Raw genomic sequence first — 26,938 nt, 5'->3', positions numbered from 1 at the left:
GGCGCATACTCCGTCCAGCATGCGCCTGAGCCAATTCATCAAAGACAACATCGAACCCATCCTCGTCGAGTGGGAATCCTTTGCACGAACGATGATCCCGCCGGCGGAGACCATGTCGGTCGTCGAGCTGCGGGACCATGCGCATGAAATCCTGCTGGCCATTGCCGGCGAAATGGAATCGGCCCAGTCGGAAAAGGAGCGCGAGGCAAAGTCCAAGGGACTTGCGCTGCCGTTCCTCAAGGAGACGTTTGCCGCCGAACACGGCGGCCTGCGCCAGCGGGTGGGTTTCGACCTCTCCCAGTTGGGCGCGGAATACCGCGCGCTGCGGGCCACGGTTCTTCGTTTGTGGATGGGGCAGGTCGGCACGGTCGATGCCGCGGTCCTGGAAGAAGTGATGCGCTTCAACGAAGGCATCGACCAGGGCCTTGCCGAGGCCATGGCCACCTATTCGGACCATGTGGCCAATTCCAGGGACACCTTCCTGGCCGTGCTGGGGCACGACCTGCGAAACCCGTTGAGCGCGCTCAGCTCCTGCATTCATCTGCTCGAGCTGGCAGGCGAGGCCAAGCCCAAGGAGCGCACGCTCCAGATCGCCAGGCGAAGCATTGCGTCGATCAACGACATGGTCACCGACCTGCTCGAGTACACGCGCACCCGGCTCGGCCGCGGCATCGAGGTGGTGCCACAGGAAGGCAACCTGAGTGCCCTGTGCCAGGAGGCCTTCGACGAGGTCTGCGCGGCCTATCCCAAGCGGGAGCTCGTCGCCGAGCTTCCAGCCGATGTGGTGCTGATGTTCGATGCGCCCAGAATGCGCCAGGTCCTCACCAACCTGCTGAGCAACGCCGTGCAGCATGGAGACCCCGCCCATCCCGTGGCGCTGGCGATCCGGGACGAGGGGGTGCACGTGACCTTGATCGTCAAGAACCAGGGAAGGCCGATTCCTCCCGATTCGATGCAGGTCATCTTCAACCCGCTGGTGCAGGTTGCGACACGCGAATCGGCTCCGCACGAGCGGCCCGCCACGAGCCTGGGCCTCGGCCTCTACATTGCGCGGGAGATCGTGACGGGGCACGGCGGCACCATCACGGTGACCTCGTCCGCGGCGGAAGGCACGGCATTCACGGTTCATCTGCCTCGCGGCGGCAAGCAGGCGACCCAGCCCGGCGGGTGATGCCGTGCCCGCGTGCATGGGCACAATCAGCCGCATGAAGCTCGTTTTCATCTACGGCCCGGTCGCGTCGGGCAAGCTGACCATTGCAAGGGAACTGGGGCGCCTCACCGGTCTTGCGGTTTTTCATAACCACCTGGTCGTCGATGCGGTGGCCTCGGTGTTTCCGTTCGGCACGCCGCAGTTCGTGCAGCTGCGCGAGAGGATGTGGCTCGACATGATGCGCGAAGCTGCACAGGCGAAGCGCTCGCTGATCTTCACCTTCGCGCCGGAACCATCGGTGGCAGAAGGCTTCCCGCAGCGGGCCGTGGCCGCGGTGGAAGCCGCGGGCGGCAGCACGGCCTTCGTCCAACTGCGCGTTCCGGTGGCCGAGCAGGAACGACGGCTCGTGGCCCCGGGCCGGACCGAGTTCGGCAAGCTTCGGTCGCTGGAGCTGTTGCGGCAGATGCAGGCGCAGTTCGCCGCATCCGAACGCGACATGCCGCAGGCCCAGGTCGCTGTCGACACCTCGGCGGTGCAGCCGCCGGCCGCTGCGCGCGCCATTGCTGACGCGCTGGGATTGCCGGAGATCTAGCAAAGCCGCGAAGCCAGGCGCCGCGCAGCTATCCCTTTCGTAGCGCCGACGACTGGACCGGCCCGCCATGAAGACTTTGGACTACAAGCCGGATTTCCGGCCGTGTCTAGCTTGGCCTTGTCGAAACATCAACAAGGAGACTTCGATGAAGCTGACACGACGTATTGCACCGACCCTGGTGGCGGTTCTCATGGGCGCCTGCGTGGCCCCGCTCGCATTGGCTGCAGGTGGCGGTGCCGGCGGTAGTGGGGGCGGCGGCGGCAGCAGTGCCGGCTCCGGCGTGGGTGCTGGCGCAGGCGGCAGCGGCGCGGGCGCAGCCAGCGGCTCCAATGCCTCGGACAACGCCGCCACGCCGGCGACACCCGCCACGCCAGCAACACCGGCCACGGCCACCTCGCCTGCGACGCCAGCTACGCCTGCGACACCGGCCACGCCATCGCCGCAGTCTTCTTCCTCCACATCGTCCTCGATGTCTGCCACGCCCGCGACGCCGGCCGTGCCCGGCTCCAAGGCCGACGGCAGTACGACGACGCCTGCGGTGCCTGCAACGCCGGCAACGAAGAGGTAGGCAACTCGATCAGGCCAGCTGGCCGCTGGGTGGCTCGATCAGGCCAACTGGCCGCTGGCCAGTGCCGCCGCGGCGGCGCGCGTCTCGACGCCCAGCTTCTCGAAGATGTGCTCGAGGTGCTTGTTGACCGTGCGCGGGCTGGTGCCCAGGATCTCGCCGATGTCGCGGTTGGTCTTGCCCTTGGCAAGCCATGAGAGCACCTCGGTCTCGCGCGGCGTGAGCGCCGCTTCGGCCAGCCGCGCCGACGGCGTGCCCGCGGCTCCTTCGCGCTGCGCCGCGAACAGCAGCATGGTCTCGCCGAGCGCCGCGGCGCCGAGGTTGCGCACCGAGATGCGTGCGCCTGCCGCCGTCGTCACCGCAATGGCAGCGCCGGGCGCAAGCGCGGGTGCGAGCGAGGCGGGCAGCAACCCCGCCGCCGGCGGCGCATCGAGCGCCTGAATCCACAGCGCGGCTTGCGGCGAGCGCCATGCGATGCGTCCGCGCGCATCGACGAAAACCACGCCCATGCCGGCCACGTCGACCGCATCGCGCGCCATGCGCGTGATCCGTGCGTTGCGCGTGTGCGTGTGCAGCCGCGCGAGCACCTCCTGCGCGCGGATCGGCTTCACCACGTAGTCGACGCCGCCGCATTCGAAGCCCTCGACCACATGCGCGGTTTCCGAGAGGCCGGTCATGAACAGCACCGGAATGTGCGCGAGCGCCGCGTTGGCCTTGATGCGCCGGCAGGTCTCGAAGCCCGACAGGCCGGGCATCAGGCCGTCGAGCAGGATGGCGTCGGGCACCACCAGTTCGAGGCGCTGCAGCGCGGCCTCGCCGTCGGCCGCGACCAGCACGGTGTAGCCGCTGGATTCGAGCGTGTCGCACAGCATGCCGAGGCTGCTGGGGGCGTCGTCCACCACCAGCACCACGGGGCGTTCGGTTTCATCAGGGGGCGAGAGTGTCTGCATCTTGTTCTGCGAGTGCCTTGCGGAGCTTGTCGAGTTCGAAACGGGTGACCATGCCGCGCAGCCAGGTGCAGGTGGCCGCGGCCGGCGGGGAGGCGGCGGCAAGGCGGTCGAGCACCTGGTGCAGGCCGCGCATGTGGCCCATCTGCACCAGCCGCATCAGCTCGGCGCGGTCGTCTTCCGAGAGCGCGAGCTGCACCGGCCGCGGCGCCGTGTCGACAGTGGGCGGCATGGCATCGTTCGACGCCAGCCATTCGAGGCCGAGGTGGCGCTCCAGCGTGGCGATCAGCTGCGACTCGATGACCGGCTTGCCCACGAAGGCCTGGCAGCCCGCGGCGCGCAGCAGCTCGCCCTGGTTCTCGAACATGTTGGCCGAGACGATGATGATCGGCAGCCGGTCGAAGCCCGAGGCGCGCACCAGCGCCGCGGTTTGCCAGCCATCCATGTCGTCCATGGTGAGGTCCAGCAGGATCGCGGAGGGCAGGTTCTCGCGCAGGCTGTCGAGGCACTCGGTGCCGCTCGCGGCCTCGCGCACCTCGAAGCCCAGCGGCGCGAGCATGCCGGCCAGCATCTGGCGCTGCACCGGCTGGTCGTCGACCACCAGCAGCGTGCGGCGCGCGCCGATGTAGCCCGACACCGGCCGCCGTGTCTCCGCCTGCGGGCCGGGGTCGGCCACTTCGCGCAGGTACACCCGCACGCTGAAGGTGCTGCCCGCGGGCGAGGTGGCGGCCAGCGCCAGCTCGCCGCCCATCAATGACGTGAGCAGGCCCGTGATGGTGAGGCCCAGGCCCGTGCCGGGCTCGCCGCGCCGGCGCCCGGCGGCCCCGCGCTCGAAAGGAAGAAAGATGCGCTGGTGGTCCTGCGGCGCCACGCCGATGCCGGTGTCGACCACGTCGAAGCGCAGCACCTCGCGCCGCGCATCCACATGCAGCGTGACCGTGCCGCTGTCGGTGAAGCGCACCGCGTTGGCCAGCAGGTTGATGAGGATCTGGCGCAGCCGCTTGGCATCGGCATGCACCCAGGGCGGCAGCCGCCCGCTGTGGGTGTAGATGAACGCCAGGCCCTTGTTCTCGGCCTGCGGCCGCACCATGTGCACCACCTCGTCCAGGAAGGCCGGCAGCGCGAGCGGGGCGGGCTCCAGCTGCAGCCGGCCGGCCTCGATGCGCGCCAGGTCGAGCAGCCCGTCGATCAGCCCCAGCATGTGCTCGCCGCTGCGCTGGATGGTCTGCACCGCTTCGCGCGGCGGCGCCACGGCCTCGCCCTTGAGCAGGATCTGCGAATAGCCCAGGATGCTGTTGAGCGGCGTGCGCAGTTCGTGCGTCATGCCGGCCACGTAGCGGGTCTTGGCCTGGTTGGCGGCTTCGGCGGCTTCCTTCGCGGTCTGCAGCGCGGCGTCGGTGCGCTGGTGCGCCTCGATCTCGACGGTGAGCAGGTGGTTGTGGCGGTTCGATTCCTCCTGCGCCATCTGCCGGCTCTCGCTGCCCAGCACGATCCACCAGGCGGCCACGGCCGCCACCAGCGACAGCAGCGCAAACACCTTGAGGAAGGCGCTGCGCAGGGCAGGGTCCACCGCATCGGCGCCCACGATGGCCTCCTGCGCATACACCACGCCCATCACCGTGGCCAGCAGCGCCACCAGCGAAGTGGCCACCATCAGGTAGTGCGCCACGCGGAAGTTGAGCCGGCCCGACAGCGCGGGCGGCAGCAGCGCCTGGAGCCAGCCGCTCATCTGCTCGGCCGCGCGCGAATCGGTCTTGCAGCGGTCGTGGCAGCGCGATTCGAGCGTGCAGCACAGCGAACAGATCGGCGCGCTGTAGGCCGGGCAGTGCGCCATGTCCTCGGACTCGAAGCTGTTGTCGCACACCGAGCATTTCACGATCTGCCCCGGCGTCCAGCGCCGGATGTCGCTGCGCGCCAGGTAGTAGCGCCCGCGCGTGCGCCAGGCGAGGAGCGGCGAGACCACCAGCGCGGTGATCAGCGCGATGAACGGCGAGAACGCGCGCGCCCACTGGCCCAGCACGCCGGAGTACGCCAGCATGGCGAGCGCCGCCGCCACCAGCATTGCACCCAGGCCGACCGGATTGATGTCGTACAGGTGCGCGCGCTTGAACTCGATGGTGCGCGGGCTCCAGCCCAGCGGCTTGTTGATGACCAGGTCGGCCACCAGCGCGCCGACCCAGGCGATGGCGATGTTGCTGTAGAAGCCCAGCACGTGCTCGAGCGCCGCAAACACGCCCAGCGTCATCAGCAGGATCGCGATGACCACGTTGAACACCAGCCACACCACGCGCCCCGGGTGGCTGTGCGTGAGCCGCGCGAAGAAGTTCGACCACGCCAGCGAGCCCGCGTAGGCGTTGGTGAGGTTGATCTTCATCTGCGAGACCACCACGAACAGCGTGGTGATCGCCAGCACCCAGGCCGGATCGCGCAGCACGTACGAAAAGCCCGTGAGGTACATCAGCGTGGGCTCGACCGCATGCCTCGCCGAGATCTCGTGCTGGAGCGCCAGAAAGGCCAGGAAGGCGCCGCCCATCATCTTGAGCATGCCCGGCACGATCCAGCCCGGCCCCGCCACCAGCACCGCGGCCCACCAGCGGCCGCGGTTGGCGGCCGTCTTCTCGGGCAGGAAGCGCAGGTAGTCGACCTGCTCGCCGATCTGCACCACCAGCGAGAAGGCCACCGTCGCGGCCGCGCCGAACATCAGCGGGTCGAAGCTGCTGCTGTCGGAGCTGCGGCCCACCAGGCCGGTGAAGTCGGCATACAGCTCGGGCTTCTTCACCAGCACCGCGATGAACGGGCAGACGAACAGCACGATCCAGATCGGCTGTGTCCACAGCTGCAGGCCCGAGATCAGCGTGATGCCGCGCATCACCAGCGGCACGATCACGATCGACGACAGCAGGTAGAGCAGCGGCAGCGGCCAGTCCAGGTACAGCTGCAGCGCCAGCGCGAGGATGGCCGCCTCCAGCGCGAAGAAGATGAAGGTGAAGCTCGCGTAGATCAGCGAGGTGAGGGTGGAGCCCAGGTAGCCGAAGCCCGCGCCGCGCGTGAGCAGGTCCATGTCCACGCCATGCCGGGCCGCGTAGTAGGAGATCGGCAGGCCGGTGAGGAAGGTGATGAGCCCCACCACCAGGATGGCCCACAGCGCGTTCGAGAAGCCGTAGCTCAGCGCAATGGCGCCGCCGATGGCCTCCAGCGCCAGGAACGAGGTGGCGCCGAAGGCCGCGTTGGCGACGCGGAACTCCGACCACTTTCGAAAGCTGCGCGGCGTGTAGCGCAGCGCGTAGTCCTCCAGCGTTTCGTTCGCGACCCACGCGTTGTAGTCGCGGCGGATGCGAAAGATCTTCTGGCCGGTGACGGTTGGCATGGTGGGGTCTGGCGGCGAGGGCGGCGGTGGCATGGCAGGCAGACACAGCAAGAAGCGCTCCCTGCATCCGGCCCGCCTGTGCACGGCTTGCGAGTCTGGCTGCTGCGGGCGTCCTGGCCGCTACGTTGAATGACGTATTCGCGCCGGCACAACTGATTTCTAAAGTACCAGCCATGGTGCTCGGGGCACCGTCCGATGCACTGCGATGGTGCGCGGCTCAACCTTCCAACAACCTGCCTGGAGTTTCCCGATGTCGCGTGATTCAGAAGACCTTTCCCTCGATGCCCTGGCATTGCGCCGCCGCCGCTTGCTGCAGGGCGCCGCCGCGCTGCCCGTGATGGGGCTCTCCGGCCTGAGCTTCGGCCAGTCGCAGTTCCCCACGGCCAAGGTCAACACCACCAAGCTCGCGGTGACCGACACCGAAGTGACGGTGGGCCAGCTGCACTCGTCCTCCGGCACCATGGCTATCTCGGAGACCGGCTCGATCCAGGCCGAGCAGCTCGCCATCGACCAGATCAACGCGATGGGCGGCATCCTCGGGCGCAAGATCAAGGTCATCAAGGAAGACGGCGCCTCCGACTGGCCCACCTTTGCGGAGAAGTCGAAGAAGCTCTTGGTCAACGACCACTGCGCCGCGGTGTTCGGCTGCTGGACCAGCGCCTCGCGCAAGGCGGTGCTGCCAGTGTTCGAGAAGGAGAACGGCCTCCTGTACTACCCGACCTTCTACGAAGGCCTGGAGCAGAGCAAGAACGTGATCTACACGGGCCAGGAAGCCACGCAGCAGATCATCTGGGGCCTGGACTGGGGCGCGAAGGAGAAGAAGGCGAAGACCTTCTTTCTCGTCGGCTCCGACTACATCTGGCCGCGCACCTCGATGAAGATCGCGCGCAAGCACATCGAGAACTTCCAGAAGGGCTCGGTCAAGGGCGAGGAGTACTACCCGCTGGGCCACACCAACTTCAACTCGCTGATCAACAAGATCAAGGTCGCCAAGCCCGACTGCATCTTCGCGGCGGTGGTGGGCGGCTCGAACGTGGCCTTCTACAAACAGCTCAAGGCCGCGGGCATCACGGGCGACAAGCAGTTCCTGCTGACGCTGGCCGTGACCGAGGACGAGATGACCGGCGTGGGCGGCGAGAACTTCGCGGGCTTCTATTCGTCGATGAAGTACTTCCAGTCGCTCGACAACGAGAACAACAAGAAGTTCGTGGCCGCCTTCAAGGCCAAGTACGGCAAGGACGCGGTGATCGGCGACGTCACGCAGGCCGGCTACCTCGGCCCGTGGCTCTGGAAGGCGGCGGTGGAGAAGGCCGGCAGCTTCGACGTGGACAAGGTGGTGGCCGGCTCGCCGGGCATCGAGCTGAAGACCGCGCCCGAAGGCTACGTGAAGCTGGACGCGAACCACCACCTGTGGAGCAAGGCGCGCATCGGGCAGGGGCAGTTGGACGGGACGTTCAAGGTGGTGGCGGAGTCGGCTGATTTGATCAAGCCGGATCCGTTCCCGAAGGGCTATCAGTAAGCAGGCCGCCGACCCTCACCCCCACCCTCTCCCGCGCGCGGGAGAGGGAGCCAATACAGGAATCTCCATGACTCTGTCGGACATGATGAACATCGGCCTCATGCAGGGCTTCGCGGGGCTGAGCCTGTTCGCGGTGCTGCTGCTGATGGGCCTCGGGCTCGCGATCATCTTCGGCCAGATGGGCGTGATCAACATGGCGCATGGCGAGTTCATGACCATCGGCGCCTATTCGATCTACCTGGCCGCGCGCGTCACCGAAAGCCTGGCGCCGGCGTTCATGCCGTACTACTTTCCGATCGCGATCGGCCTGGCCTTCGTGTTCGCCTTCATCGTCGGCTGGATCGTGGAGTGGGTGCTGATCCGCCATCTCTACAAGCGCCCGCTCGACACGCTGCTGGCCACCTGGGGCGTGAGCCTGGGGCTGCAGCAGATCTTCCGCACCTTCATCGGCCCGAAGGAAGTGAGCCCCACGCTGCCCGAGTGGCTCATGGGCTCGTGGACGCCGCACGAGGGCCTGGACATTCCGATCAACGGCCTGTTCGTGCTCGCGCTTACCGCGCTGGTCACCGGCGGCGTGCTGGTCGCGCTGCACAAGAGCCGCTGGGGCCTGCGCGTGCGCGCCACCGTGGCCAACCGCACCATGGCCAACGCGACCGGCATCGACACCATGAAGACCGACCGCCTGACCTTCGCCATCGGCTGCGGCATTGCCGGCATGGCGGGCGCGGCCTTCACCACCATCGGCTCGACCGGGCCGACCTCGGGCTCGCTCTACATCGTCGATGCCTTCCTGGTCGTCACCTTCGGCGGCGCGGCGAGCCTGCTGGGCACCGTGGTTTCGGCCTTCGGCATTGCGCAGACGCAGTCGATTTCGGAGTTCTTCATGACCGGCTCGATGGCCAAGGTGCTGACGCTCTCGCTGATCGTGCTGATCCTGATGATGCGGCCGCAAGGGCTTTTCGCAGTCAAGGTCCGCCGCTGATGAACCCGATTCCTTCCTGGAGAACGTTCCGATGATGAATTTCATCAAGGCCTCGATCCTGCGCTACCAGCTCGGCAGCCTCTTGCTGCTGGTGCTGCTGCTGGCGGTCGTGCTGCCGCTGTCGCTCGACATCTTCCGCCTGAACCTCGTGGGCAAGTACCTCACCTATGCCTTCGTGGCCGTGGGCCTGGTGATGGTGTGGGGCTACGGCGGCGTGCTGAGCCTGGGGCAGGGCGTGTTCTTCGGCATCGGCGGCTACGCGATGGCGATGTTCCTCAAGCTCGAAGCCTCCGACCCCGTCACGACCAAGATCCAGTCGACCCCCGGCATCCCCGACTTCATGGACTGGAACCAGATCACCGAGCTGCCCGCGCTCTGGCTGCCGTTCAAGAGCCTGCCGCTGAGCCTGGCGCTGGTGGTGCTGGCGCCGATGGCGCTGGCCTGGCTCGTGAGCTTTGCGATGTTCAAGCGCCGCGTGGGCGGCGTGTACTTTGCGATCATCACGCAGGCGGTGGCGCTGATCTGCACCGTGCTCATCATCGGCCAGCAGGGCTACACCGGCGGCGTCAACGGCATGACCGACCTGAAGACGATGCTGGGCTGGGACACACGCACCGACGGCGCCAAGTACGTTCTCTACTACGTCTGCGTGGGCCTGCTGGTCGCGAGCATCGTGCTGTGCCGCTGGATCCAGACCAGCAAGCTCGGCACGCTGCTGCTCGCCATGCGCGACAAGGAAGACCGCGTGCGCTTCTCGGGCTACGACGTGTCGAACTTCAAGGTCTTCATCTTCTGCCTGGCGGCCGGGCTCTCGGGCATCGGCGGCGCGATGTTCGCGCTGCAGGTGGGCTTCATGTCGCCGAGCTTCGTGGGCATCGTGCCGTCGATCGAGATGGTGATCTTCTGCGCCGTGGGCGGCCGCATGAGCCTGGTGGGCGCGGTGTACGGCGCGCTGCTGGTGAATGCGGGCAAGACGCTGTTCTCGGAGAGCTTTCCGGACCTGTGGCTGTTCCTGATGGCCGGCCTCTTCATCGGCGTGACCATGGCCTTCCCGATGGGGCTTGCGGGCCTGTGGGACGAAAAGTTGAGGCCGTGGTGGAAGGAGCGCCGCAAGGCGCTGCGCGAGGCCGCCGTGCAGCCGCCGGCCTCCACGCCGCTGCCGCCCTCCACGCCGCTGCCGCCCGCTGCACCGGCCGCGGCCGCGGCGCCCGAACCCCACCTGCCCGACGGCGTCGGCAGCCAGCGCGCCTGAAGAACACCGGAGCCACCACCTCATGAGCAACACCGACTTCGCGCTTGCCGTGGAAGACCTCAGCGTCTCGTTCGACGGCTTCAAGGCCATCGACGACCTCACGCTGTACATCGACAAGAATGAGCTGCGCGTGATCATCGGCCCCAATGGCGCGGGCAAGACCACGCTGCTCGACTTGATCTGCGGCAAGACGCGTGCGAGCGCCGGCAGCATCAAGTTCAAGAACACCGAGCTCACGAAGATGGCCGAGCACAAGCGCGTGCGGCTGGGCATCGGCCGCAAGTTCCAGACGCCGTCGATCTACGAGAACCTCAGCGTGTTCCAGAACCTGGAGGTGTCGTTCCCCAAGGGCCGCTCGGTGCTCGGCGCGCTGGCGTTCAAGTGCGACGACGAGGTCAAGTCCAAGGTGCAGGCGGTGGCCGAGGACATCGGCCTGGCCGACAGGCTGCGCACCGAGGCGGGCCTGCTGAGCCATGGCCAGAAACAATGGCTGGAGATCGGCATGCTGCTGATGCAGGAGCCCGAGCTGCTGATGCTCGACGAGCCCATTGCCGGCATGAGCGCGCGTGAACGCGAACTCACGGCCGACCTTCTCAAGCGCATCTGCCGGAACCGCGCGGTGATCGTCATCGAGCACGACATGGCCTTCGTGAAGCAGATCGCGCACAAGGTCACGGTGATGCACCAGGGAAAGATCCTGGCCGAGGGGCCGATGGAGAAGGTGCAGGCGGATCCGAAGGTCATCGATGTTTATCTGGGGCACTAGATGAGGCGCTGTCTTTCAGGGCGCGCTCCCGCCGACGGGGTACCTTGCTCCGCGAATGTCCTCCGGCCTTCGGCCTCCCCCTTGATTTCGCTGCGCAAGGCACCCCATCGACGGGAGCGTTATGCGAAGCGGTCGGTGATCGGCGATGCACAACGAGCGTGCCCTGGTGCACAGGGCATCGGGTGCTTCCCGCAGCGAAATCAAGGAGGAGGGCGAAGCCCGGGGGACATTCGCGGAGGGAAGTACCCGGTGGCCTGTGCACACGCCCTGAACAGCAGCACTAGAGGAACAACCAGATGAGCAACATCATGCTGAAGGTAGAAGACCTCCACGTCGCCTACGGCCAGAGCGAGGCCCTGCACGGCATCTCCTTCGAAGGCCATGCCAACGAAACCATAGCCGTCATGGGCCGCAACGGCATGGGCAAGACCACGCTGTTCAAGAGCTTGATGGGCGTGCTTCCCATCAAGAGCGGGCGCATCGAGGTGGCGGGACAGGACGTATCGCGCGACGAGAGCTTCAGGCGGGTGGCCAAGGGCATCGCCTACGTGCCGCAGGGCCGCATGATCTTTCCGACGCTCACGGTGGAAGAGAACATCCAGACCGGCCTGGAGAACTCGAAGACAAGACGCATCCCCGAAGAAATCTACGCCCTGTTCCCCGTGCTGTGGGACATGAAGCGCCGCAAGGGCGGCAACCTCTCCGGCGGCCAGCAACAGCAGCTGGCCATTGCGCGCGCTCTCGTCACCGACCCCAAGGTGCTGCTGCTCGACGAGCCCACCGAAGGAATCCAGCCTTCGATCATCAAGGACATCGCCAAGGCCCTCAACGAGATCCGCAAGCTGCGCGGCATCACCATCGTCGTGTCCGAGCAGGTGCTGAGCTTTGCCATGGACGTGGCCGACCGGCTCTTCGTGATCGAAGGCGGCCGGCTCGTGCACGAGACCGCGCGCGACAAGACCGACGTCGACCACATCAAGGCCTATCTCTCTGTTTAACCACAACCCAACCAGGAGCCACTGCAAATGACGGACACGCTGATCAAGGTCGACCTGACCAAGCCGCCCACCGAGAACGAGATGATCCACAACCGCTGGCATCCGGACATTCCGATGGCCTGCTGGGTCAACCCGGGCGACGACTTCATCCTCGAGACCTTCGACTGGACCGGCGGCTTCATCAAGAACGACGACAGCGCCGACGACGTGCGCGACATCGACCTGAGCACCGTGCACTACCTCTCGGGCCCCGTGGGCGTGAAGGGCGCCGAGCCCGGCGACCTGCTGGTGGTGGACCTGCTCGACATCGGCGCCAAGCAGGACAGCCTCTGGGGCTTCAACGGCTTCTTCTCGAAGAAGAACGGCGGCGGCTTTCTGACCGACCACTTTCCCGAAGCGCAGAAATCCATCTGGGACTTCAAGGGCATGTTCACCAGCTCGCGCCACATTCCGGGCGTGAACTTCGCGGGCCTCATCCACCCCGGCCTGATCGGCTGCCTGCCCGACAAGCCGATGCTCGACATGTGGAACGAACGCGAAGGCAAGCTCATCGCCACCGACCCGGACCGCGTGCCCGGCCTCGCCAATCCGCCGTTCGCCGGCACCGCCCACATGGGCAAGATGACCGGCGAAGCGCGCACCAAGGCGGCGGCCGAGGGTGCCCGCACCGTGCCGCCGCGCGAGCACGGCGGCAACTGCGACATCAAGGACCTGTCGCGCGGCTCGAAGGTGTTCTTTCCGGTGTACGTCGACGGCGCGGGCCTCAGCGTGGGCGACCTGCACTTCAGCCAGGGCGACGGCGAGATCACCTTCTGCGGCGCCATCGAGATGGCGGGCTGGGTGCACATGAAGGTCACGCTCATCAAGGGCGGCATGGCCAAGTACGGCATCAGGAACCCGATCTTCAAGCCGAGCGTGATCACGCCGCAGTACAACGACTACCTGATCTTCGAAGGCATCTCGGTCGACGAGGCCGGCAAGCAGTACTACCTGGACGTGAACGTGGCCTACCGGCAGGCCTGCCTGAACGCCATCGAGTACCTGAAGAAGTTCGGCTACTCGGGCGCGCAGGCCTATTCGATTCTGGGCACCGCGCCCGTGCAGGGCCACATCAGCGGCGTGGTCGACGTGCCCAACTCCTGCGCCACGCTCTGGCTGCCCACGCAGATTTTCGACTTCGACATCAACCCGAACGCCGCGGGGCCGATGAAGATGATCGACGGCAGCATCGACATGCCGCTGTCGCACGACCTGGTCTGACGGACGCGCCCATGCCCACCTACGACTACGCCTGCGGCCAGTGCGGCGGCTTCGAGGCGCTGCGGCCTTCGGGCCAGCGCGACGATCCCGCCGCGTGCCCCGACTGCGGATGCGCATCGCCGCGCGTGCTTTCGGCGGCGCCGCGGCTCGCGCTGATGGCCTCGGGCACGCGCCGCGCGATGGAGACCAACGAGCGCGCCCGGCACGAGCCGGGCAGCTCGCGCGACTACGCGCGCTTCAAGCATCCGGCGGGCTGCGGCTGCTGCTCGGGTTCATCGTCGCGGCGCAGTGCGACAGTGACGGCGCCCAACGGTGCCAAGTCGGCGCCGGCCAAGCGGCCCTGGATGATTTCGCACTAATCCTCCACTAAGACTGCGGGGCGGGCGGTGCCATGGCATCTGCCCCATTGTTTCAATCTCGTGAACGCCGTGATTCGTTTTGCGGCGTTTTTTCATGGGGCTTCGGGATCAAACTTCATCTCACCAACCAACCCATTAGGAGATTGAAATGAATGCCTCGAAAGTCCTCGCTGCTGCTGCTCTCTCGCTCCTGGCTGCCGCCGGTGCGCATGCAGAAACCTATGAAGGTGTGCTGACCGTGAACTCCGGCGTTTCGCGCGCCGAGGTCGCACCGCAAGCCGTTGCCGCCGCCCGCGCCGGCAACGAATACGGTGACGGTGCTACCGCACAAGCCTTCACCTCGACCGCCGACCGCGCGACCATCCAGGCCGAAGCCGTTGCCAAGGCGCACGACCCGCTCGCAAGCCTCGACCGCCGCGCGTTCTACCGCGACGAAGTGCCGCAAGCCTACAAGAAGCCCAGCGTGTCGTTCACGCGCCAGGCCGGCCTCTGAGCCGAAGCGATCCCTTGATCGGCGCAATGAAGAACGGGCCCTCGACGGGGCCCGTTTTTCGCGTCTTCCGCCAGCCGCCGCATCATCATCCGATCCTGAACACCCTGGCTTGGCCGTTGCATCGGGCGCGCAGCAGATCGCCATCGATCTCGATGTGCGTCCAGGTCGCGAACACCCCATCGCCGTCCAGCAGCTCGATGCTGTCGGCAGACAGCACGCGGTAGCGAAAGAGCGGTGCGCATGCGGGCCCGTTCTTCTCTCCCAGGATCGCGGCGACGGTGCCGTCCGGACCGAAGCTGTAGTTCTCGATAACCGTTTCGGAGACGAGTTCGAGGCGGCGCCCGGTGGGCACGGGTGTTTTCATCATTGATCGATCGTCCATCGCGCCTCACTCCCGCGTGAGCGCGAAGCTCTTCCTGATGCCGCCCGCGGCCGAAGGCGCCACCCACAGGTCGAACTCTCCCGGCTCCACCGTCGGCTTCATGTCGCGGCCGATGAACTGCAGCTCGTCCGCGCGCAGCGTGAACTCGACCACCTTCGACGCGCCGGGCTCGATGCGCACCTTGCGGAAGTTCTTGAGCTCGCGCACCGGCCGCGTCACGCTCGCGGCGCGTTCGGCGGCATAGAGCTGCACCACTTCCTCGGCCTGGCGCTGGCCGGTGTTGGTGACGGTGGCGCGCACGCGTAGCGTGCCGCCGAGCGGCAGCCGGTCCTGGCTCAGCTCCATGCCGTCGTAGCGCACCGGCGCATAGCCGATGCCATGGCCGAAGGGGTAGAGCGCCTGGTTGGTGGTGTCCACGTAGCGGGTCTTGAAGGCCATGGCCTGGTCGTTGTCGGGCAGCGGCCGGCCGGTGCGCTTCTGGCCGTAGTAGAAGGGCACCTGGCCGGAGGCCTGCGGAAAGCTCACCGGCAGCCGGCCCGAGGGATTGAAGTCGCCGAATACCACGTCGGCAATCGCCGTGCCGGTCTGCACACCGAGAAACCAGGTGACGAGGATGGCGTCGGCATTGCGCACCGCGCCCCTGAGCGCCATCGCGCGGCCATTGCTCAGCAGCACGACCACCGGCCTGCCGGCGGCGGCCACGGCCTCGGCCAGGTCCTGCTGGGCCTGCGGGATGCCGATGTCGGTGCGCGAGCGGGCCTCGCCCGACATGCGCTCGCTCTCGCCGATGGCGAGCACCACCACGTCGGCATCGCGCGCGGCGGCCACGGCGGCCTCGATGCCGCCGGCCAGCGGCGAATCGATGCCCGAGCCGCGCACCACCGTCAGCGCGCCAGGGTCGGCCAGCGCGGCGCGCAGGCCTTCGTCGATACCGACGGGCGCCGACTGGCCCGGGAACAGGCTCCATGCGCCGAGCAGGTCCTGCGTGCCCGAGGCGAAGGGCCCGATCAGCGCGATCTTCCGGCCCGACTTGGGCAGCGGCAGCACCGCGCGTTCGTTCTTCAGCATCACGATGGAGCGGCGCGCATCCTCGCGTGCCAGCGCGATGTGCGCGGGGTTGTCGGCCCGGGGCTGTGCCGGCGCGGCATCGAGCCCGCGCAGCGGCTGGTCGAAGAGGCCGAGCTTCTGCTTGACCCACAGCACGCGGCGCACCGCGTCGTCGAGCCGCGCCATCGGCACTTCGCCCGAGGCCACGAGCTCGGGCAGGTGGCGCATGTACAGGCCGCTCTGCATGCTGACGTCGGTGCCGGCCAGGAACGACTGCTTGGCCGCCTCGCGGCCGTTGGCGGCATAGCCGTGCGCGATCAGTTCCTCGTCGGCCGTGTAGTCGGACACCACGAAGCCCTTGAACTTCCACTCGTCGCGCAGCACGCCTGTGAGCAGCGCCGGGTTGGCAATCGACGGAATGCCGGAGATCTCGTTGAAGGCGCTCATGACCGAGAGCGCGCCCGCGTCCAGCGCGGCGCGGAACGGCGGCAGGTAGACCTGGCGCAGCGTGCGCTCGGAGATGTCGGTGGCGGCATAGTCGAGCCCGCCTTCGGCAGCGCCGTAGGCCGCGAAATGTTTGGGCGTGGCCAGCAGCGAGTCGGCGCGCGAGAGGTCGCTCCCCTGGAAGCCGCGCACGCGCGCGGCCGCGAACAGGTTGGCCAGGTACACGTCTTCGCCGGCGCCCTCGATGCCGCGGCCCCATCGCGCGTCGCGTGCAATGTCCACCATCGGCGCGAAGGTCCAGCGGAAGCCGTCGGCGCTGGCTTCGACCGCGGCGGCGCGCGCGGTGCGCTCGGCGAGCTCCGGCTCCCAGCTCGCGGCCTCGGCCAGCGGCATGGGAAAGATGGTGCGAAAGCCGTGGATCACGTCGGCGCCGTAGAGCAGCGGAATGCCCAGGCGCGATTCGCGCACGGCCACCTCCTGCAGCACCCGCTTGCGCTCCAGTCCTTCGTTGTTGAAAAGGCCCGTGAGGCGGCCGGCGCGCACGTCGTCGATCTCTTGCTGGGCGTTGCGCTGGCCGGCCTGCGGGTTGCCGGGAATATTGGTGTTGGCGGGGCCGTAGAGGCTGAGCTGGCCGACCTTCTCCTCGACCGTCATGCGGGCGATGAGCGATTCGATGCGGGCATCCGCGCCCGCGGCGCCCTCGGCGGTGGCCGGGGCTGCGTGGGAGACGGGGGAGGAGAGAACAGAGGCCAGGCCCAGCAGGGCCGCCGCCATGGCGGAGATTCGAACGTGCATGGCACGCCATTCTCACGCCAAAGCGATGCCGCACGGCACGGCTGGGTCTTAACGCTGTTACACCCTGTTCAGCAGCGGCTGTCCCCGGGCCCAGCGCCGCAGGTTGTCCAGGAAGATGGTGGCCACGCGCGCCTCGTTGCCGTCCGAGTGGCCGGCGGTGTGCGGCGTGACGATCACGTTGGGCAGCATCCACAGCGGCGATGCGGCCGGCAGCGGCTCCTGCGCGAACACGTCCAGGCAGGCGCCGGCCAACGCGCCGCGCTGCAGCGCATCGATGAGCGCGGCCTCATCGGCCACTTCGCCGCGGGCCACGTTCACCAGCCGCGCGCCGGCCGGCAGCCGCGCGAGCGCGGCCGCGTCGACGAGGTTGCGGGTGCGCTCGCTCAGCGGGCAGGCCAGCACCAGCCAGTCGGCACGCGGCAGCACTTCGCCGATGCGTTCATAGCTCACCGATTCCGATGCGGGCGGCTCGGCCGCACGGTCGCTGCTTCGAACCGCGACCACGCGCAAGCCCAGTGCCGAGAGCAGCGAGCCCAGCCCCTGGCCGATGGGACCCCAGCCGACGATCACCGCGGTCTGTCCCGCAAGGTCGCGCGGCAGCCCGCTGCCCACGAGCGGCGCCCAGCTTCGGCTGCGCTGCGCTTCCAGCAACTGCGGAAAGCAGCGCGCCAGCATCAGCACACCGGCGAGCGCGGTCTGCACCACCACGCCCGCATTGGCGCCCGACGAGGTCGTCACGGCCACGCCGCGCGCAAGCAGTTCGCCATACACCGGCCGGTCGGCGCCCGACGAGTGGGCATGCACCCAGCGCAATGAAGGCGCGGCGCGCAGCGCGTCGTGGAAGCGTTGCGTGTCAGGCAGCACCGCATGCTTGGTCGAAAGGCCGGTGACGTCGCGCGAGACGAAGGCCACGTCGGCATCGTCGCCGATGCCTGCCAACACGTACGGCCGGGCGCCCAGCGCTTCCGCCAGGCCGCCCGCCGCCTGGTGCGCGGCCGCGGGCGACATCAGGATGCGCAGGGGCTGTGTCATTCGGCGGTGGCGCCCGATTCGCGCACGATCAGCTTCCACTTCTCGTACTCGCGGCGCGCGAACTGCCCGAACTGCGCCGGCGTGCCGCCGACCGGGTCGGCGCCCTCGCGCACCATCTGCGCACTGAGCGAGGGCAGGGCCTCGTTGACCGCCTTGTTGAGCAGCGCAATCACCGGCTCGGGCGTGCCCTTGGGCGCGAAGAAACCGAACCACGAGCCGGCCGAGAAGTCCGGAAAGCCCTTCTCGGCCACCGTGGGCACATCGGGCAGGGAACGCGAGCGCTGCAGGCTGCTGACCGCGATGGCGCGCAGCTTGCCCGCCTTGATGTGCGAGATGACCGATGGAATGGTCGCGAACATGAACTGCACCCGGCCCGCGAGCAGGTCGTTCAGCGCAGTGGCGCCCTTGTAGGGAATGTGCAGCGTCTCGGCGTCGATGCGCTTGCTGAGCATGTAGCTCGACAGGTGCGACGAGGTGCCGACGCCGGTGGAGCCGTAGTTCAGCTTGTTCGGATTCGCCTTGGCATAGGCGATGAATTCCTCCATGGTCTTCGCGGGCACCCCGGGATTCACCACCAGCACGTTGGGCACGTCGGCAATCTGCACCACGGGCACGAGGTCGGTGAGCGGGTCGTAGGGCAGGTTCTTGTAGAGCGTCTGGTTCACGGCCATCGGGCCGACCGAATTGACGATCAGCGTGTAGCCGTCGGCCGGCGCGCGCACCACGAACTCGGTGCCGATGTTGCCGCCGCCGCCGGGCTTGTTGTCGATGACGAAGGGCTGCCCGAGCTTCTCGGACATCTGCTGCGTCACCGCGCGCGCCAGGATGTCGGTGGTGCCGCCGGCGGTGAAGGCCACCACCACGCGCACCGGCTTCGAAGGGTAGGGCGACTGCGCTTCGGCACGGTGGGCCGCGGCCAGGCCGCCTGCGAGCAACGCGAGTGCCGCAGCACTGGCGAAGCCGCGGCGGCGCATGGCGAATGAATGGATGGATGATGAAGGCTTGTCTCGTGTCATTTTTTCTGGTCCTCTGATGGGAGTGCGGGATGCGGGGAGGTATCAGTCGCGAAAGCCCGGGTCCATGCGGTCGAGCTTGCGCAGCAGCGCGGGCCATTCCATGAGCCCGTAGGGGCGGCGCGTGCCGGGCTGGTAGTTGTTCCAGGTCTCTTCGAGGACGTGCTGCGGCACCGCCTGGAGCGGCGTGTTGCACGACATCGCGCCGATCTGCGCGCGGCAGGCCAGCTCGAGCCGGTGCATCCAGTTGAAGGCCTCGCCCACGCTGCGGCCCACCACCAGCGCGCCGTGGTTGCGGAAGATCACGGCTTCGCTCTGGCCCAGGTCGGCCAGCAGCGAGGCCTGCTCCTCGGTGTCGAGCACCACGCCCTGGTAGTCGTGATAGCCGATCTTCAGGAAGCGCATCGCGGTCTGCGTGAGCGGCAAGAGGCCGCATTCGAGCGAGGACACCGCCATCGACGCCCAGCTGTGCGTGTGGATCACGCAGGCCACGTCGGACCGCGCGGCATGCACCGCGCTGTGGATCACGTAGCCGGCCTTGTTGATGCCGTAGTCCAGTTCGCCGAAGTCGGGCTTGGAGAGGATGTTGCCGTCCTGGTCGACCTTGATGAGGCTCGACGCGGTGATCTCCTCGTACATCATTCCGTACGGGTTGATGAGAAAGGCGCCTTTCTCGCCCGGCACGTGCGAGGAGATGTGGTTGGCCATCATGTCCGACATGCCGTAGAGATCGACGAGCCGGTAGCAGGCGGCCAGGTCGATGCGGGCCTGCCACTCGGCCTCGGAGCAGCGGCCTTTCATGGAGGGGATCTGGAGTACGCCCGGAGGGGTCATCGCGTGGTTCCTTTCTTCGATGGGAGGATTCGTTTCATTCATTCACTCGGCGCCCAGCTGCAGGCGGCTGGGCAGGCGTTTTTCGATCGCGAACTTGAGCAGCGCCGCCGAACGGAAGATGCCGTGCGCGAACTTGCCGTAGGGCAGCGTGAGGAACAGCGCCATCACCACGCCCAGGTGCACCGCGAGCAGCAGCGCCATGAAGCCGGTGTCGCGCCACGCGAGCAGGGCCAGGCCCGTGACGCTGGTGAGCAGCAGCAGCGCGATGAAGCCGCGGTCCATCGGCCGCTGGGCCACGTCGCCATGCGCCGCATTGCGCCGCAGGTTCATCCACAGCAGGCCGACCGGGCCGATCACCAGGCCGATGCCGCCGGCGGTGCCCAGCAGCACCGGCAGGCTCGTGAGCGCATAGGGCGCGTGCAGGCCAAGAAGGTAGTGGTAGAGCGTTGCCACGCAGGTGGAGGCGAAGCACAGCATGAAGCCGTAGAAGGTGAAGTGATGGAAGCGCCGGCGCCAGAGGGTGAAGCGGTCGTCTTCGTTGTTGCAGCCTTCGCCGTGGCCGCCGCCCAGGTAGCTGAGGCGCAGCACATCGTGCGCGGCCTCGGCGCTGGCCGCGGCGCGCACGCCGGCCACTTCGCCCGGCGCGTTCTCCTGCGCCGGCGACACCTCGCGCCAGAAGCGCCGCACGCCCATCGCCAGCGCGAACAGCACGAAGAGGAACACCGCACCGAACACGAGCGCGAGAAAGTTGTGCGGGAAGATCGCGTAGAAGTTGCCCGCGAGCGGTTCGTGCAGCAGCGCGCCCGTCATCGCCACGGCCAGCACCAGGAACAGCGCGAGCCCGCCCGCCAGCGCCAGCGCAACGGTGAGGCCGGCCTTCTTGTAGAGCGCGCCCATCGCGGGTGGCCAGGCGTAATCGTAATAGGTCTGCATGCGCACCTGCGCCATCGCCTGCGGCACGTTCACCGCAAACTCGTGCGGCGGCGCATATTGGCAGGCATGCAGGCAGGAGCCGCAGTTGTGGCACAGGTTGGCCAGGTAGTGCGTGTCGGCCTTGCCGAACTCGAGCCGACGCGTCATTGCGGGGAACACGGCGCAGAAGCCTTCGCAATACCGGCAGGCGTTGCAGATCTGCAGGATGCGCGCAACTTCGGCTTCGCTGGCGGCGAGCGGCAGGGCCGGGCGGATGGGAATCACGCGCGCCGAGGCGCTGCCGATGCCGTCGGCATCCGCACGGGCGCGTGCGACCAGGTCAGTGAGCTGCTGCAAGGGCGGTCTCCGGGGACTTCTTTTTCGAAAGGTTCTTTGCTGCGCGCGCCGCCTGCGTGCCCGCGATACGGCCGAAGGCCGTGCCGATGCTCATGCCCACGCCGGCCGTGTAGCCCTTGCCCAGCACATTGCCGGCCATCATTTCGCCGGCCACGAACAGGTTGGGGCTGGGCCGGCCGCCAAAGCGCACGGCCGCGGTCTCGTCCACCTTCAGGCCGAGATACGTGAAGGTGATGCCGGGCCGCACGGGGTAGGCGTAGAAGGGCGCGGTGTCGATCGGGCGCGCCCAGTGCGTCTTGGCGGGCGCGATGCCTTCGGTGTGGCAGTCGTCGAGGGCGGTGTGGTCGAAGCGGCCGACGCGGCAGGCGGCGTTGTAGTCCTGCACGGTGCGCACGAAGGCGGCTTCGTCCAGGCCGATCTTCTGCGCGAGTTCGCCGAGCGTGCTTGCCTGGGTGCCGGCGAACACCGGCGGCATGAAGCGCCCGACCGCCTTCTGGTCGATGACCGACCACGCGATCTGCCCCGGCTGCTGTGCCACGAGCCGGCCCCAGATCGCATAGCGCTTGGGCCAGAAGTCTTCGCCTTCGTCGTAGAAGCGCTCGGCCTCGCGGTTGACCACCACACCCAGCGACACGCAGTCGATGCGGGTGCAGATGCCGCCGTCGTAGAGCGGCGCGCGCGCATCGATGGCCACCATGTGGCCCTGCGACGGATCGCCGATGCTGTCGGCGCCGGCTTCGATCATGTACTTCAGCAGCACGCCCTGGTTGAAGCGCGTGCCGCGGACGAGGAAATTGTCGGCCGGCCATTCGCCGCGCTCGTTCCGGCCCCAGGCTTCGCGCAGCCATTCGCGGTTCGACTCGAAGCCGCCGGCGGCCAGCACGCAGCTCCTGGCTTCGATGCGCTCGCCGGCCTCGGTGCGCACGGCCACGAAGCGCTCGCCGTCGAGCTCCACCGAGGCCACGGGCGTGTCGTAGCGGATCTGCACGCCCAGCTTTTCGGCGCTGCGGAAATAGGCATTCACCAGCGCCTTGCCGCCGCCCATGAAGAAGGCATTGGTGCGCGCGACGTGCAGCGCACCCGACAGCGGCGGCTGGAAGTGCACGCCGTGGCTGCGCATCCAGTCGCGGCAATTCGACGAGGCGCGGATCACCAGGCGCGCGAGGTGCTCGTCGGTCAGGCCGCCGGTCACCTTCAGCAGGTCTTGCCAGTACTCCTCTTCAGGGTAGGCATCGACCAGCACGTCCTGCGGTGCGTCGTGCATGCAGCGCAGGTTGCGGGTGTGCTGCGAATTGCCGCCGCGCCATTCTTTCGGCGATGCTTCCAGCAGCAGCACCGAAGCGCCGGCCTCGCGCGCCATCAGCGCGGCGCACAGCGCGGCATTGCCGCCGCCGACAACCAGTACGTCTATCACTCGTGGGTCTCCTTGGAAAAGGGCCTGTTGACGCTATTCAAGGGGTCGCGTTGCTCCGCCAAGGGGCTGGATGCAAGGCGCCCGGGCGCAGCAAGGCTGAAGCCTTGCAAGCGCGGGCAACGCCGCAGACAGCCCCTTGGCGGAGCAACCCGCAGGGAAGCTCGCCACAGTCCGCCCCTCGGCGTTGCGCTCCTTGTGCGTGCGGACGCACGCACAGCGTCACGCGTCTTGATGGGCGGACTGTGGCGAGCTTCGCGACCCCTTGAATAGCGTCAACAGGCCCTATGAGACTTTAGGGAGCCAGGCCTTCACGCGAAAGGCCGAAAGAGGCAACGGGTGTTCAGTTTTCGAGAAGACTGGCCCCGGTCCAGCGGCCTTCGCGCACCAGGGCACGCGCCGTGTCGGCGACCACCACGCGTGCGGCCAGCGCGGCCGGCGAAAGCTCGTCGTCGGACAGGCTCACGAGCAGGTTGCGGCGGCCCACGTGCGCATCGCTGATCTGCGTGAGCTCCAGGTCGTCGCGGTCGTGCCGGGCCGTGGCGGCGCCGGGCTGCACGGTGGCGCCGTAGCCCGCGCGCACCGCGTCCATCAGCAGCGCAAGGCCGTCGACTTCGGCAACGATGCGCGGCTGGATGCGGGCCCGGGCAAAGGCCGCCATCAGCGTCGCGCGCAGGCCGTGGCTGCCGCTCGGCAGGATCAGCGGCACCTCGGCGAGCTGCGACAGGCGCACCTTGGTGCCCGTGGGGCGCCCGTCCAGCGTCGGCGATGCGATCACGAACAGCTTCTCTGCCAAGAGCGGCGTCACGCTCCAGCGCCGCGGCGTGTCGGTCTGGAACAGCACCGCCAGGTCGAGCTGGCGCGCATGCAGCATGGTCGTGAGATGGCCCGACAGCGCCTCGACCATGTGCAGCCGCACCTCGGGGTAGCGCTCCTGCATGGCGCGCATCAGCGGCACGCCGAGCACGGTGGCCGTGGTGGGCGCAAGGCCCACGCTGACATGGCCCGACAGGCGTGCCTGCTGCGCCGCGCGCACCGCGTCGTCGGCATGGCGCAGCGTGAGCTGCGCCTGGTGCAAAAAGGCCATGCCGGCGTCGGTGGGCACGACGCCCGTCGAGCTGCGCTGCAGCAGGCGCGTGGAGAGCTCGCCTTCGAGCCGGCTGATCTGCTGGCTCAGCGCCGAGGTGACCACGCCCAGCTCGATGGCCGCGCGGCCCATGCTGCGGAGTTCGCAGACCTTGACGAAGTAGCGCAGTTGCCGAAGTTCCATGCGCGCATCATCGCGCAGGAACGGCCACCGGTTGGCGCCGGCGCAGCAGCAGCCAGCCGAACAGCGGCGCGGTGATGTACATCACCACCGAATAGATGGCTGCCGGCAGCGCGAGCGGAAAGCTGCCGAGCACGCTCACCGCGATGAAGATGGCCAGCGTGGAGTTGTGGATGCCGATCTCGTAGCTGATGGCCGTGGCCAGCGGCTTGTCCAGGCCCGCGGCGCGGCTCAGGTAGTAGCCCGCGAGCAGGCTCAGCAGGTTGAACAGCAGCACCGGCAGTCCGATCTCGGCAAAGGTCGTCGTGATGGTCTTCCATTCGTTCGCAATGGCCAGCACCGTCACCACCGCGAGCACTGCGGCGCTGAAGATCTTGGTCGGCTTTTCCATGCGCGCGGCAAAACCGGGCCGGCGCGAGGCCACGAACATGCCGATGGCCACCGGCACCAGCACGATCGCGATCACCTCCACCAGCTTGCGCGTCTGCAGCGGCACCACCTGGCCGCCTTGCGCGAAATGCCCGATGGCCCAGTTCGCGATGAGCGGCAGCGTGACGATCGACAGCAGCGTGTTCACGGCCGTGAGCGAGATGTTCATGGCCACGTTGCCGCCGAACAGGTGCGAGAACAGGTTGGCCGAGATGCCGCCCGGCGATGCCGCAAGCAGCATGAGGCCGACCGCGAACACCGGCGACAGCCCGAAGCCCACGATGATCGCGTAGCAAGCGAGCGGCAGCCCGACGACCTGCAGCACGAGCGCGATGGTCACCGCCTTGGGGTGCTTGAAGAGCCGCCGGAAGTCGTCCAGCGAGAGCGACAGCCCGAGCCCGAACATCACCAGCGCGAGCGCGCCGAACAGGAAGCGGGTCACGATGAGCGTAGCGTCCATGGCTTGTTGTCTCCTCTTTCTGGTTCTTCTGAAAAAATGGCCGCCAACACCCGTCGCGCAGGCGCTGGCAGCCGTGGAAACCGGGATCGGCGCTCTGCTTATTGCTTGTAGCTGTCGTCGATGCGGTCGAGCTTGCGGATCAGCGAAGGCCAGACGAACTGTCCGCCCAGGCCGCCGGTCTGCACCTTCATCGCCTGGCCCACGCCCTCGACGATCTTGGGGTTCACCTGCGTGAGTTCGCTACCGCCCGATTGCGCGGCGATCTGGATCTGGCAGGTGTTCTCGAAGGTGTACATCGAAAGGAAGGCGTCGGCAATGGTCTTGCCGCAAGTCAGCAGGCCGTGGTTGCGCAGCATCAGGAAATTGGCGTTGCCCATGTCGGCCTGCAGGCGCGGCTTCTCGTCGTCGCGGAAGGCCACGCCTTCGTAGTCGTGGTAGGCCAGCGACGCCAGCACGAAGGTCGACTGCTGGCTGATGGGCAGCACGCCGTTCTTCTGCGCGCTCACCGCGATGCCGGCCCGGGTGTGGGTGTGCAGCACGCACTGGATGTCTTCGCGCGCCGCATGCACGGCGCTGTGGATCACGAAGCCGGCCGGGTTCACGGGGTAGGGCGAGTCGATGATCTTGTTGCACTGCTGGTCGACCTTGACCAGGCTCGACGCGGTGATCTCGTCGAACATCAGGCCGTAGGGGTTGATCAGGAAGTGGTGCTCGGGCCCGGGAATGCGCGCGCTGATGTGCGTGAAGACCAGGTCGCTCCAGCCGTAGAGCGCCACCAGGCGATAGCAGGCGGCAAGGTCGACGCGCAGCTGCCACTCCTCGGCGGAGACGAGCTTCTGGATTTCAGATTGGGAGTTTGCGTTCATGGTGGGTTGGTTCCTTGTGGGGGTCAGACCGCGGCCGGTTCCTTCATGGCCGCCTTGTAGATGCTCTGCTTCGGCTGTGCCATCAGGCGCTGCAGCATGGGTTCGAATTCACCGATGGGCAGCGTCTCGGCGCGGGGGTCGAAGGCCGGGTTGTCGTAGAGCGCGCAGAACTCGGCCGTGCGCTCGTAGTGCGGATGGTCCTTGAAGCCGTCGCGCATGTCGCGGTCCAGGCCGATGTGATGGAAGAAGTAGTGGCCCTGGAAGATGCCGTGGTGCTGCACCATCCAGTGGTTGGCCTCGCTCACGAAGGGCTTGAGGATGGCCGCGGCAATGTCGGGATGGTTGAAGCTGCCGAGCGTGTCGCCGATGTCGTGCAGGAGCGCGCACACCACGTATTCCTCGTCGCGGCCGTCGCGCAGCGCGCGCGTGGCGGTCTGCAGCGAATGGGTGTAGCGGTCGACCGGAAAGCCGCCGTAGTCGCCTTCGAGGATCTGCAGGTGCTTGATCACGCGCGCGGGCAGGGCGCCCGCGAACTGCCTGAACTCGCCGCCGATCAGTTGCCAGTCTTCGCGCGTGCTCTCCTGCATGCTCCTGAAACCTGCCCGTTCGCTCATCGTGTTGTCTCCGTGTTCTTTGGGGGGAGCGGCCACTGTAGACCCGGGCTTGACGTTCAACTGTCAAGAATTTGACAATGCAAGGCTCTGGTAAACCCCCGCATGCCGCCTTCCAAACCGCGTCTTTCCCCTGTGCACCGCGCTGCGATGGAGCGCAATCCATGGTTCACCAGCATGCCGCGCGCGCAGCGCGAAGCACTGCTGGGCGCGGGCGAACTCATTCACGTGCGGCGCGGCGCCATGGTGTTCCGCCAGGGCGATCCGATCCATGCCGCGGGCGGCGGCTTCTATGGCCTTCTGGCCGGCACGATCAAGATCTCGTCGCTGCGGCAGGACGGGCGCGAGGCCATTCTTGCGGTGCTCGAGCCCGGCAACTGGTTTGGCGAGATCACGCTGATCGATGGCTCGCCGCGCACGCACGACGCCACCGCGCTGGAGGCGCTCGACCTGCTGGTGGTGCCGCCCGAGGCCTTTGCCCAGCAGATGCGCGACGTGGTCTTTGCCAACGCGATGGCCGCCATGCTGGCCGCGCGCGTGCGCATGCTCTACGGCCTGACCGAAGACGCCACGCTGCGCAGCCTGCGCGCGCGCGTGGCGCACCGGCTGCTGGTGCTGGCGCGCGGCGACGCCACGCAGTCGGTGCAGCTGCGCCGCACGCTGATGCTGCCGCAGGAGGCGCTGGCGATGATGCTCGGCGTCACGCGCCAGACGCTCTCGAAGGAGCTCAATGCGCTGGCGGGCGAGGGCGTGCTCGCACTGGGCTACGGGCGCATCGAGCTCAGGTCGCTCGATGCGCTGCAGGCGCTGGTGAGCACCGGATAGCGC

General features: G+C 67.6%; 25 protein-coding genes. 12 read left to right on the top strand and 13 right to left on the bottom strand.

Going from position 1 to position 26,938, the window contains the following annotated elements; genetic code table 11:
- Nucleotides 1-19: 19 nt before the first annotated feature.
- From RZE77_RS16575 to RZE77_RS16565, 3 genes are all read left to right on the top strand, one after another.
- Nucleotides 20-1,171 (top strand): sensor histidine kinase, encoded by a 1,152-nt coding sequence (locus RZE77_RS16575; protein WP_319438387.1) that lies wholly within the window; start codon nucleotides 20-22, stop codon nucleotides 1,169-1,171.
- Nucleotides 1,172-1,205: 34 nt separating this feature from the next.
- A complete protein-coding gene (locus RZE77_RS16570; RefSeq protein ID WP_319438386.1) occupies nucleotides 1,206-1,742 on the top strand; it encodes a DEAD/DEAH box helicase family protein in 537 nt (178 codons plus the stop codon).
- A gap of 145 nt (nucleotides 1,743-1,887) precedes the next feature.
- Nucleotides 1,888-2,310: a hypothetical protein gene (locus RZE77_RS16565; RefSeq protein WP_319438385.1), complete on the top strand. Its 423-nt coding sequence runs from the start codon at nucleotides 1,888-1,890 to the stop codon at nucleotides 2,308-2,310.
- A gap of 38 nt (nucleotides 2,311-2,348) precedes the next feature.
- Here RZE77_RS16565 and RZE77_RS16560 read toward each other — a convergent pair whose 3' ends face one another.
- Nucleotides 2,349-3,257, bottom strand: a complete 909-nt coding sequence (locus RZE77_RS16560) for a response regulator transcription factor (RefSeq protein WP_319438384.1) — start codon at nucleotides 3,255-3,257, stop codon at nucleotides 2,349-2,351.
- Nucleotides 3,235-6,621: a hybrid sensor histidine kinase/response regulator gene (locus RZE77_RS16555; RefSeq protein WP_319438383.1), complete on the bottom strand. Its 3,387-nt coding sequence runs from the start codon at nucleotides 6,619-6,621 to the stop codon at nucleotides 3,235-3,237. Before RZE77_RS16555 ends, RZE77_RS16560 begins: the two co-directional genes overlap by 23 nt.
- Nucleotides 6,622-6,871: 250 nt before the next feature.
- Between RZE77_RS16555 and urtA the strand changes: the two genes are divergently transcribed.
- The 8 genes from urtA to RZE77_RS16515 all read left to right on the top strand — a co-directional run bounded on the left by urtA (nucleotide 6,872) and on the right by RZE77_RS16515 (nucleotide 14,250).
- Complete coding sequence (gene urtA, locus RZE77_RS16550) at nucleotides 6,872-8,140, top strand: urea ABC transporter substrate-binding protein (RefSeq protein WP_319426463.1); 1,269 nt, start codon at nucleotides 6,872-6,874, stop codon at nucleotides 8,138-8,140.
- Nucleotides 8,141-8,207: 67 nt separating this feature from the next.
- Nucleotides 8,208-9,122, top strand: a complete 915-nt coding sequence (urtB, locus tag RZE77_RS16545; protein WP_125964783.1) for an urea ABC transporter permease subunit UrtB — start codon at nucleotides 8,208-8,210, stop codon at nucleotides 9,120-9,122.
- A 34-nt stretch (nucleotides 9,123-9,156) separates the two neighbouring features.
- On the top strand, nucleotides 9,157-10,374 hold the full coding sequence (gene urtC, locus RZE77_RS16540) for an urea ABC transporter permease subunit UrtC (protein WP_319442371.1): 1,218 nt from the start codon (nucleotides 9,157-9,159) through the stop codon (nucleotides 10,372-10,374).
- Nucleotides 10,375-10,396: 22 nt separating this feature from the next.
- Nucleotides 10,397-11,140 (top strand): urea ABC transporter ATP-binding protein UrtD, encoded by a 744-nt coding sequence (gene urtD, locus RZE77_RS16535; protein WP_319438382.1) that lies wholly within the window; start codon nucleotides 10,397-10,399, stop codon nucleotides 11,138-11,140.
- Between the two features lie 308 nt (nucleotides 11,141-11,448).
- Nucleotides 11,449-12,138 (top strand): urea ABC transporter ATP-binding subunit UrtE, encoded by a 690-nt coding sequence (gene urtE / locus RZE77_RS16530; protein WP_319442370.1) that lies wholly within the window; start codon nucleotides 11,449-11,451, stop codon nucleotides 12,136-12,138.
- Nucleotides 12,139-12,165: 27 nt separating this feature from the next.
- On the top strand, nucleotides 12,166-13,398 hold the full coding sequence (gene fmdA / locus RZE77_RS16525; RefSeq protein WP_319438381.1) for a formamidase: 1,233 nt from the start codon (nucleotides 12,166-12,168) through the stop codon (nucleotides 13,396-13,398).
- Between the two features lie 11 nt (nucleotides 13,399-13,409).
- Entirely contained in the window at nucleotides 13,410-13,757 is a 348-nt protein-coding gene (locus tag RZE77_RS16520) for an FmdB family zinc ribbon protein (RefSeq protein ID WP_319426460.1), read from the top strand.
- Between the two features lie 148 nt (nucleotides 13,758-13,905).
- Nucleotides 13,906-14,250: an alpha/beta hydrolase gene (locus RZE77_RS16515; RefSeq protein WP_319438380.1), complete on the top strand. Its 345-nt coding sequence runs from the start codon at nucleotides 13,906-13,908 to the stop codon at nucleotides 14,248-14,250.
- An 85-nt stretch (nucleotides 14,251-14,335) separates the two neighbouring features.
- Here the strand turns inward: RZE77_RS16515 and RZE77_RS16510 are convergent, their stop codons facing one another.
- The 11 genes from RZE77_RS16510 to RZE77_RS16460 form a co-directional block, all read right to left on the bottom strand.
- Nucleotides 14,336-14,617 (bottom strand): hypothetical protein, encoded by a 282-nt coding sequence (locus RZE77_RS16510; protein WP_319438379.1) that lies wholly within the window; start codon nucleotides 14,615-14,617, stop codon nucleotides 14,336-14,338.
- A 21-nt stretch (nucleotides 14,618-14,638) separates the two neighbouring features.
- Nucleotides 14,639-16,918, bottom strand: coding sequence for a glycoside hydrolase family 3 N-terminal domain-containing protein (locus RZE77_RS16505; RefSeq protein WP_319438378.1), 2,280 nt, complete (start codon nucleotides 16,916-16,918; stop codon nucleotides 14,639-14,641).
- Nucleotides 16,919-16,975: 57 nt separating this feature from the next.
- Entirely contained in the window at nucleotides 16,976-17,950 is a 975-nt protein-coding gene (locus RZE77_RS16500; protein WP_319438377.1) for a D-2-hydroxyacid dehydrogenase, read from the bottom strand.
- Nucleotides 17,947-18,924, bottom strand: coding sequence for a Bug family tripartite tricarboxylate transporter substrate binding protein (locus tag RZE77_RS16495; protein WP_405547622.1), 978 nt, complete (start codon nucleotides 18,922-18,924; stop codon nucleotides 17,947-17,949). The genes RZE77_RS16500 and RZE77_RS16495 overlap by 4 nt, the downstream gene beginning before the upstream one ends.
- An 84-nt stretch (nucleotides 18,925-19,008) precedes the next feature.
- Nucleotides 19,009-19,797 (bottom strand): class II aldolase/adducin family protein, encoded by a 789-nt coding sequence (locus RZE77_RS16490; protein WP_319438375.1) that lies wholly within the window; start codon nucleotides 19,795-19,797, stop codon nucleotides 19,009-19,011.
- Between the two features lie 42 nt (nucleotides 19,798-19,839).
- A complete protein-coding gene (tcuB, locus tag RZE77_RS16485; protein WP_319438374.1) occupies nucleotides 19,840-21,066 on the bottom strand; it encodes a tricarballylate utilization 4Fe-4S protein TcuB in 1,227 nt (408 codons plus the stop codon).
- On the bottom strand, nucleotides 21,050-22,480 hold the full coding sequence (gene tcuA, locus RZE77_RS16480) for an FAD-dependent tricarballylate dehydrogenase TcuA (RefSeq protein ID WP_319438373.1): 1,431 nt from the start codon (nucleotides 22,478-22,480) through the stop codon (nucleotides 21,050-21,052). Before tcuA ends, tcuB begins: the two co-directional genes overlap by 17 nt.
- Before the next feature lie 340 nt (nucleotides 22,481-22,820).
- Nucleotides 22,821-23,747 carry a LysR family transcriptional regulator gene (locus RZE77_RS16475; protein ID WP_319438372.1) on the bottom strand — a complete coding sequence of 309 codons (927 nt, stop codon included), beginning with the start codon at nucleotides 23,745-23,747 and terminating at the stop codon, nucleotides 22,821-22,823.
- Nucleotides 23,748-23,754: 7 nt separating this feature from the next.
- On the bottom strand, nucleotides 23,755-24,633 hold the full coding sequence (locus tag RZE77_RS16470; RefSeq protein ID WP_319438371.1) for a bile acid:sodium symporter family protein: 879 nt from the start codon (nucleotides 24,631-24,633) through the stop codon (nucleotides 23,755-23,757).
- Nucleotides 24,634-24,731: 98 nt separating this feature from the next.
- Nucleotides 24,732-25,499, bottom strand: coding sequence for a class II aldolase/adducin family protein (locus RZE77_RS16465; protein WP_319438370.1), 768 nt, complete (start codon nucleotides 25,497-25,499; stop codon nucleotides 24,732-24,734).
- Nucleotides 25,500-25,522: 23 nt separating this feature from the next.
- Nucleotides 25,523-26,113, bottom strand: coding sequence for an HD domain-containing protein (locus RZE77_RS16460; protein ID WP_319438369.1), 591 nt, complete (start codon nucleotides 26,111-26,113; stop codon nucleotides 25,523-25,525).
- A gap of 102 nt (nucleotides 26,114-26,215) precedes the next feature.
- On the opposite strand from RZE77_RS16460, the gene RZE77_RS16455 reads away from it, so the two are divergent.
- Complete coding sequence (locus RZE77_RS16455) at nucleotides 26,216-26,935, top strand: Crp/Fnr family transcriptional regulator (RefSeq protein ID WP_319438368.1); 720 nt, start codon at nucleotides 26,216-26,218, stop codon at nucleotides 26,933-26,935.
- Nucleotides 26,936-26,938 lie beyond the last annotated feature (3 nt).

The organism is Variovorax sp. SPNA7 (assembly GCF_033807855.1).
In the GTDB taxonomy this organism is placed as follows: domain Bacteria; phylum Pseudomonadota; class Gammaproteobacteria; order Burkholderiales; family Burkholderiaceae_C; genus Variovorax; species Variovorax beijingensis.
This window is presented reverse-complemented; position numbering and strand designations above follow the sequence as displayed.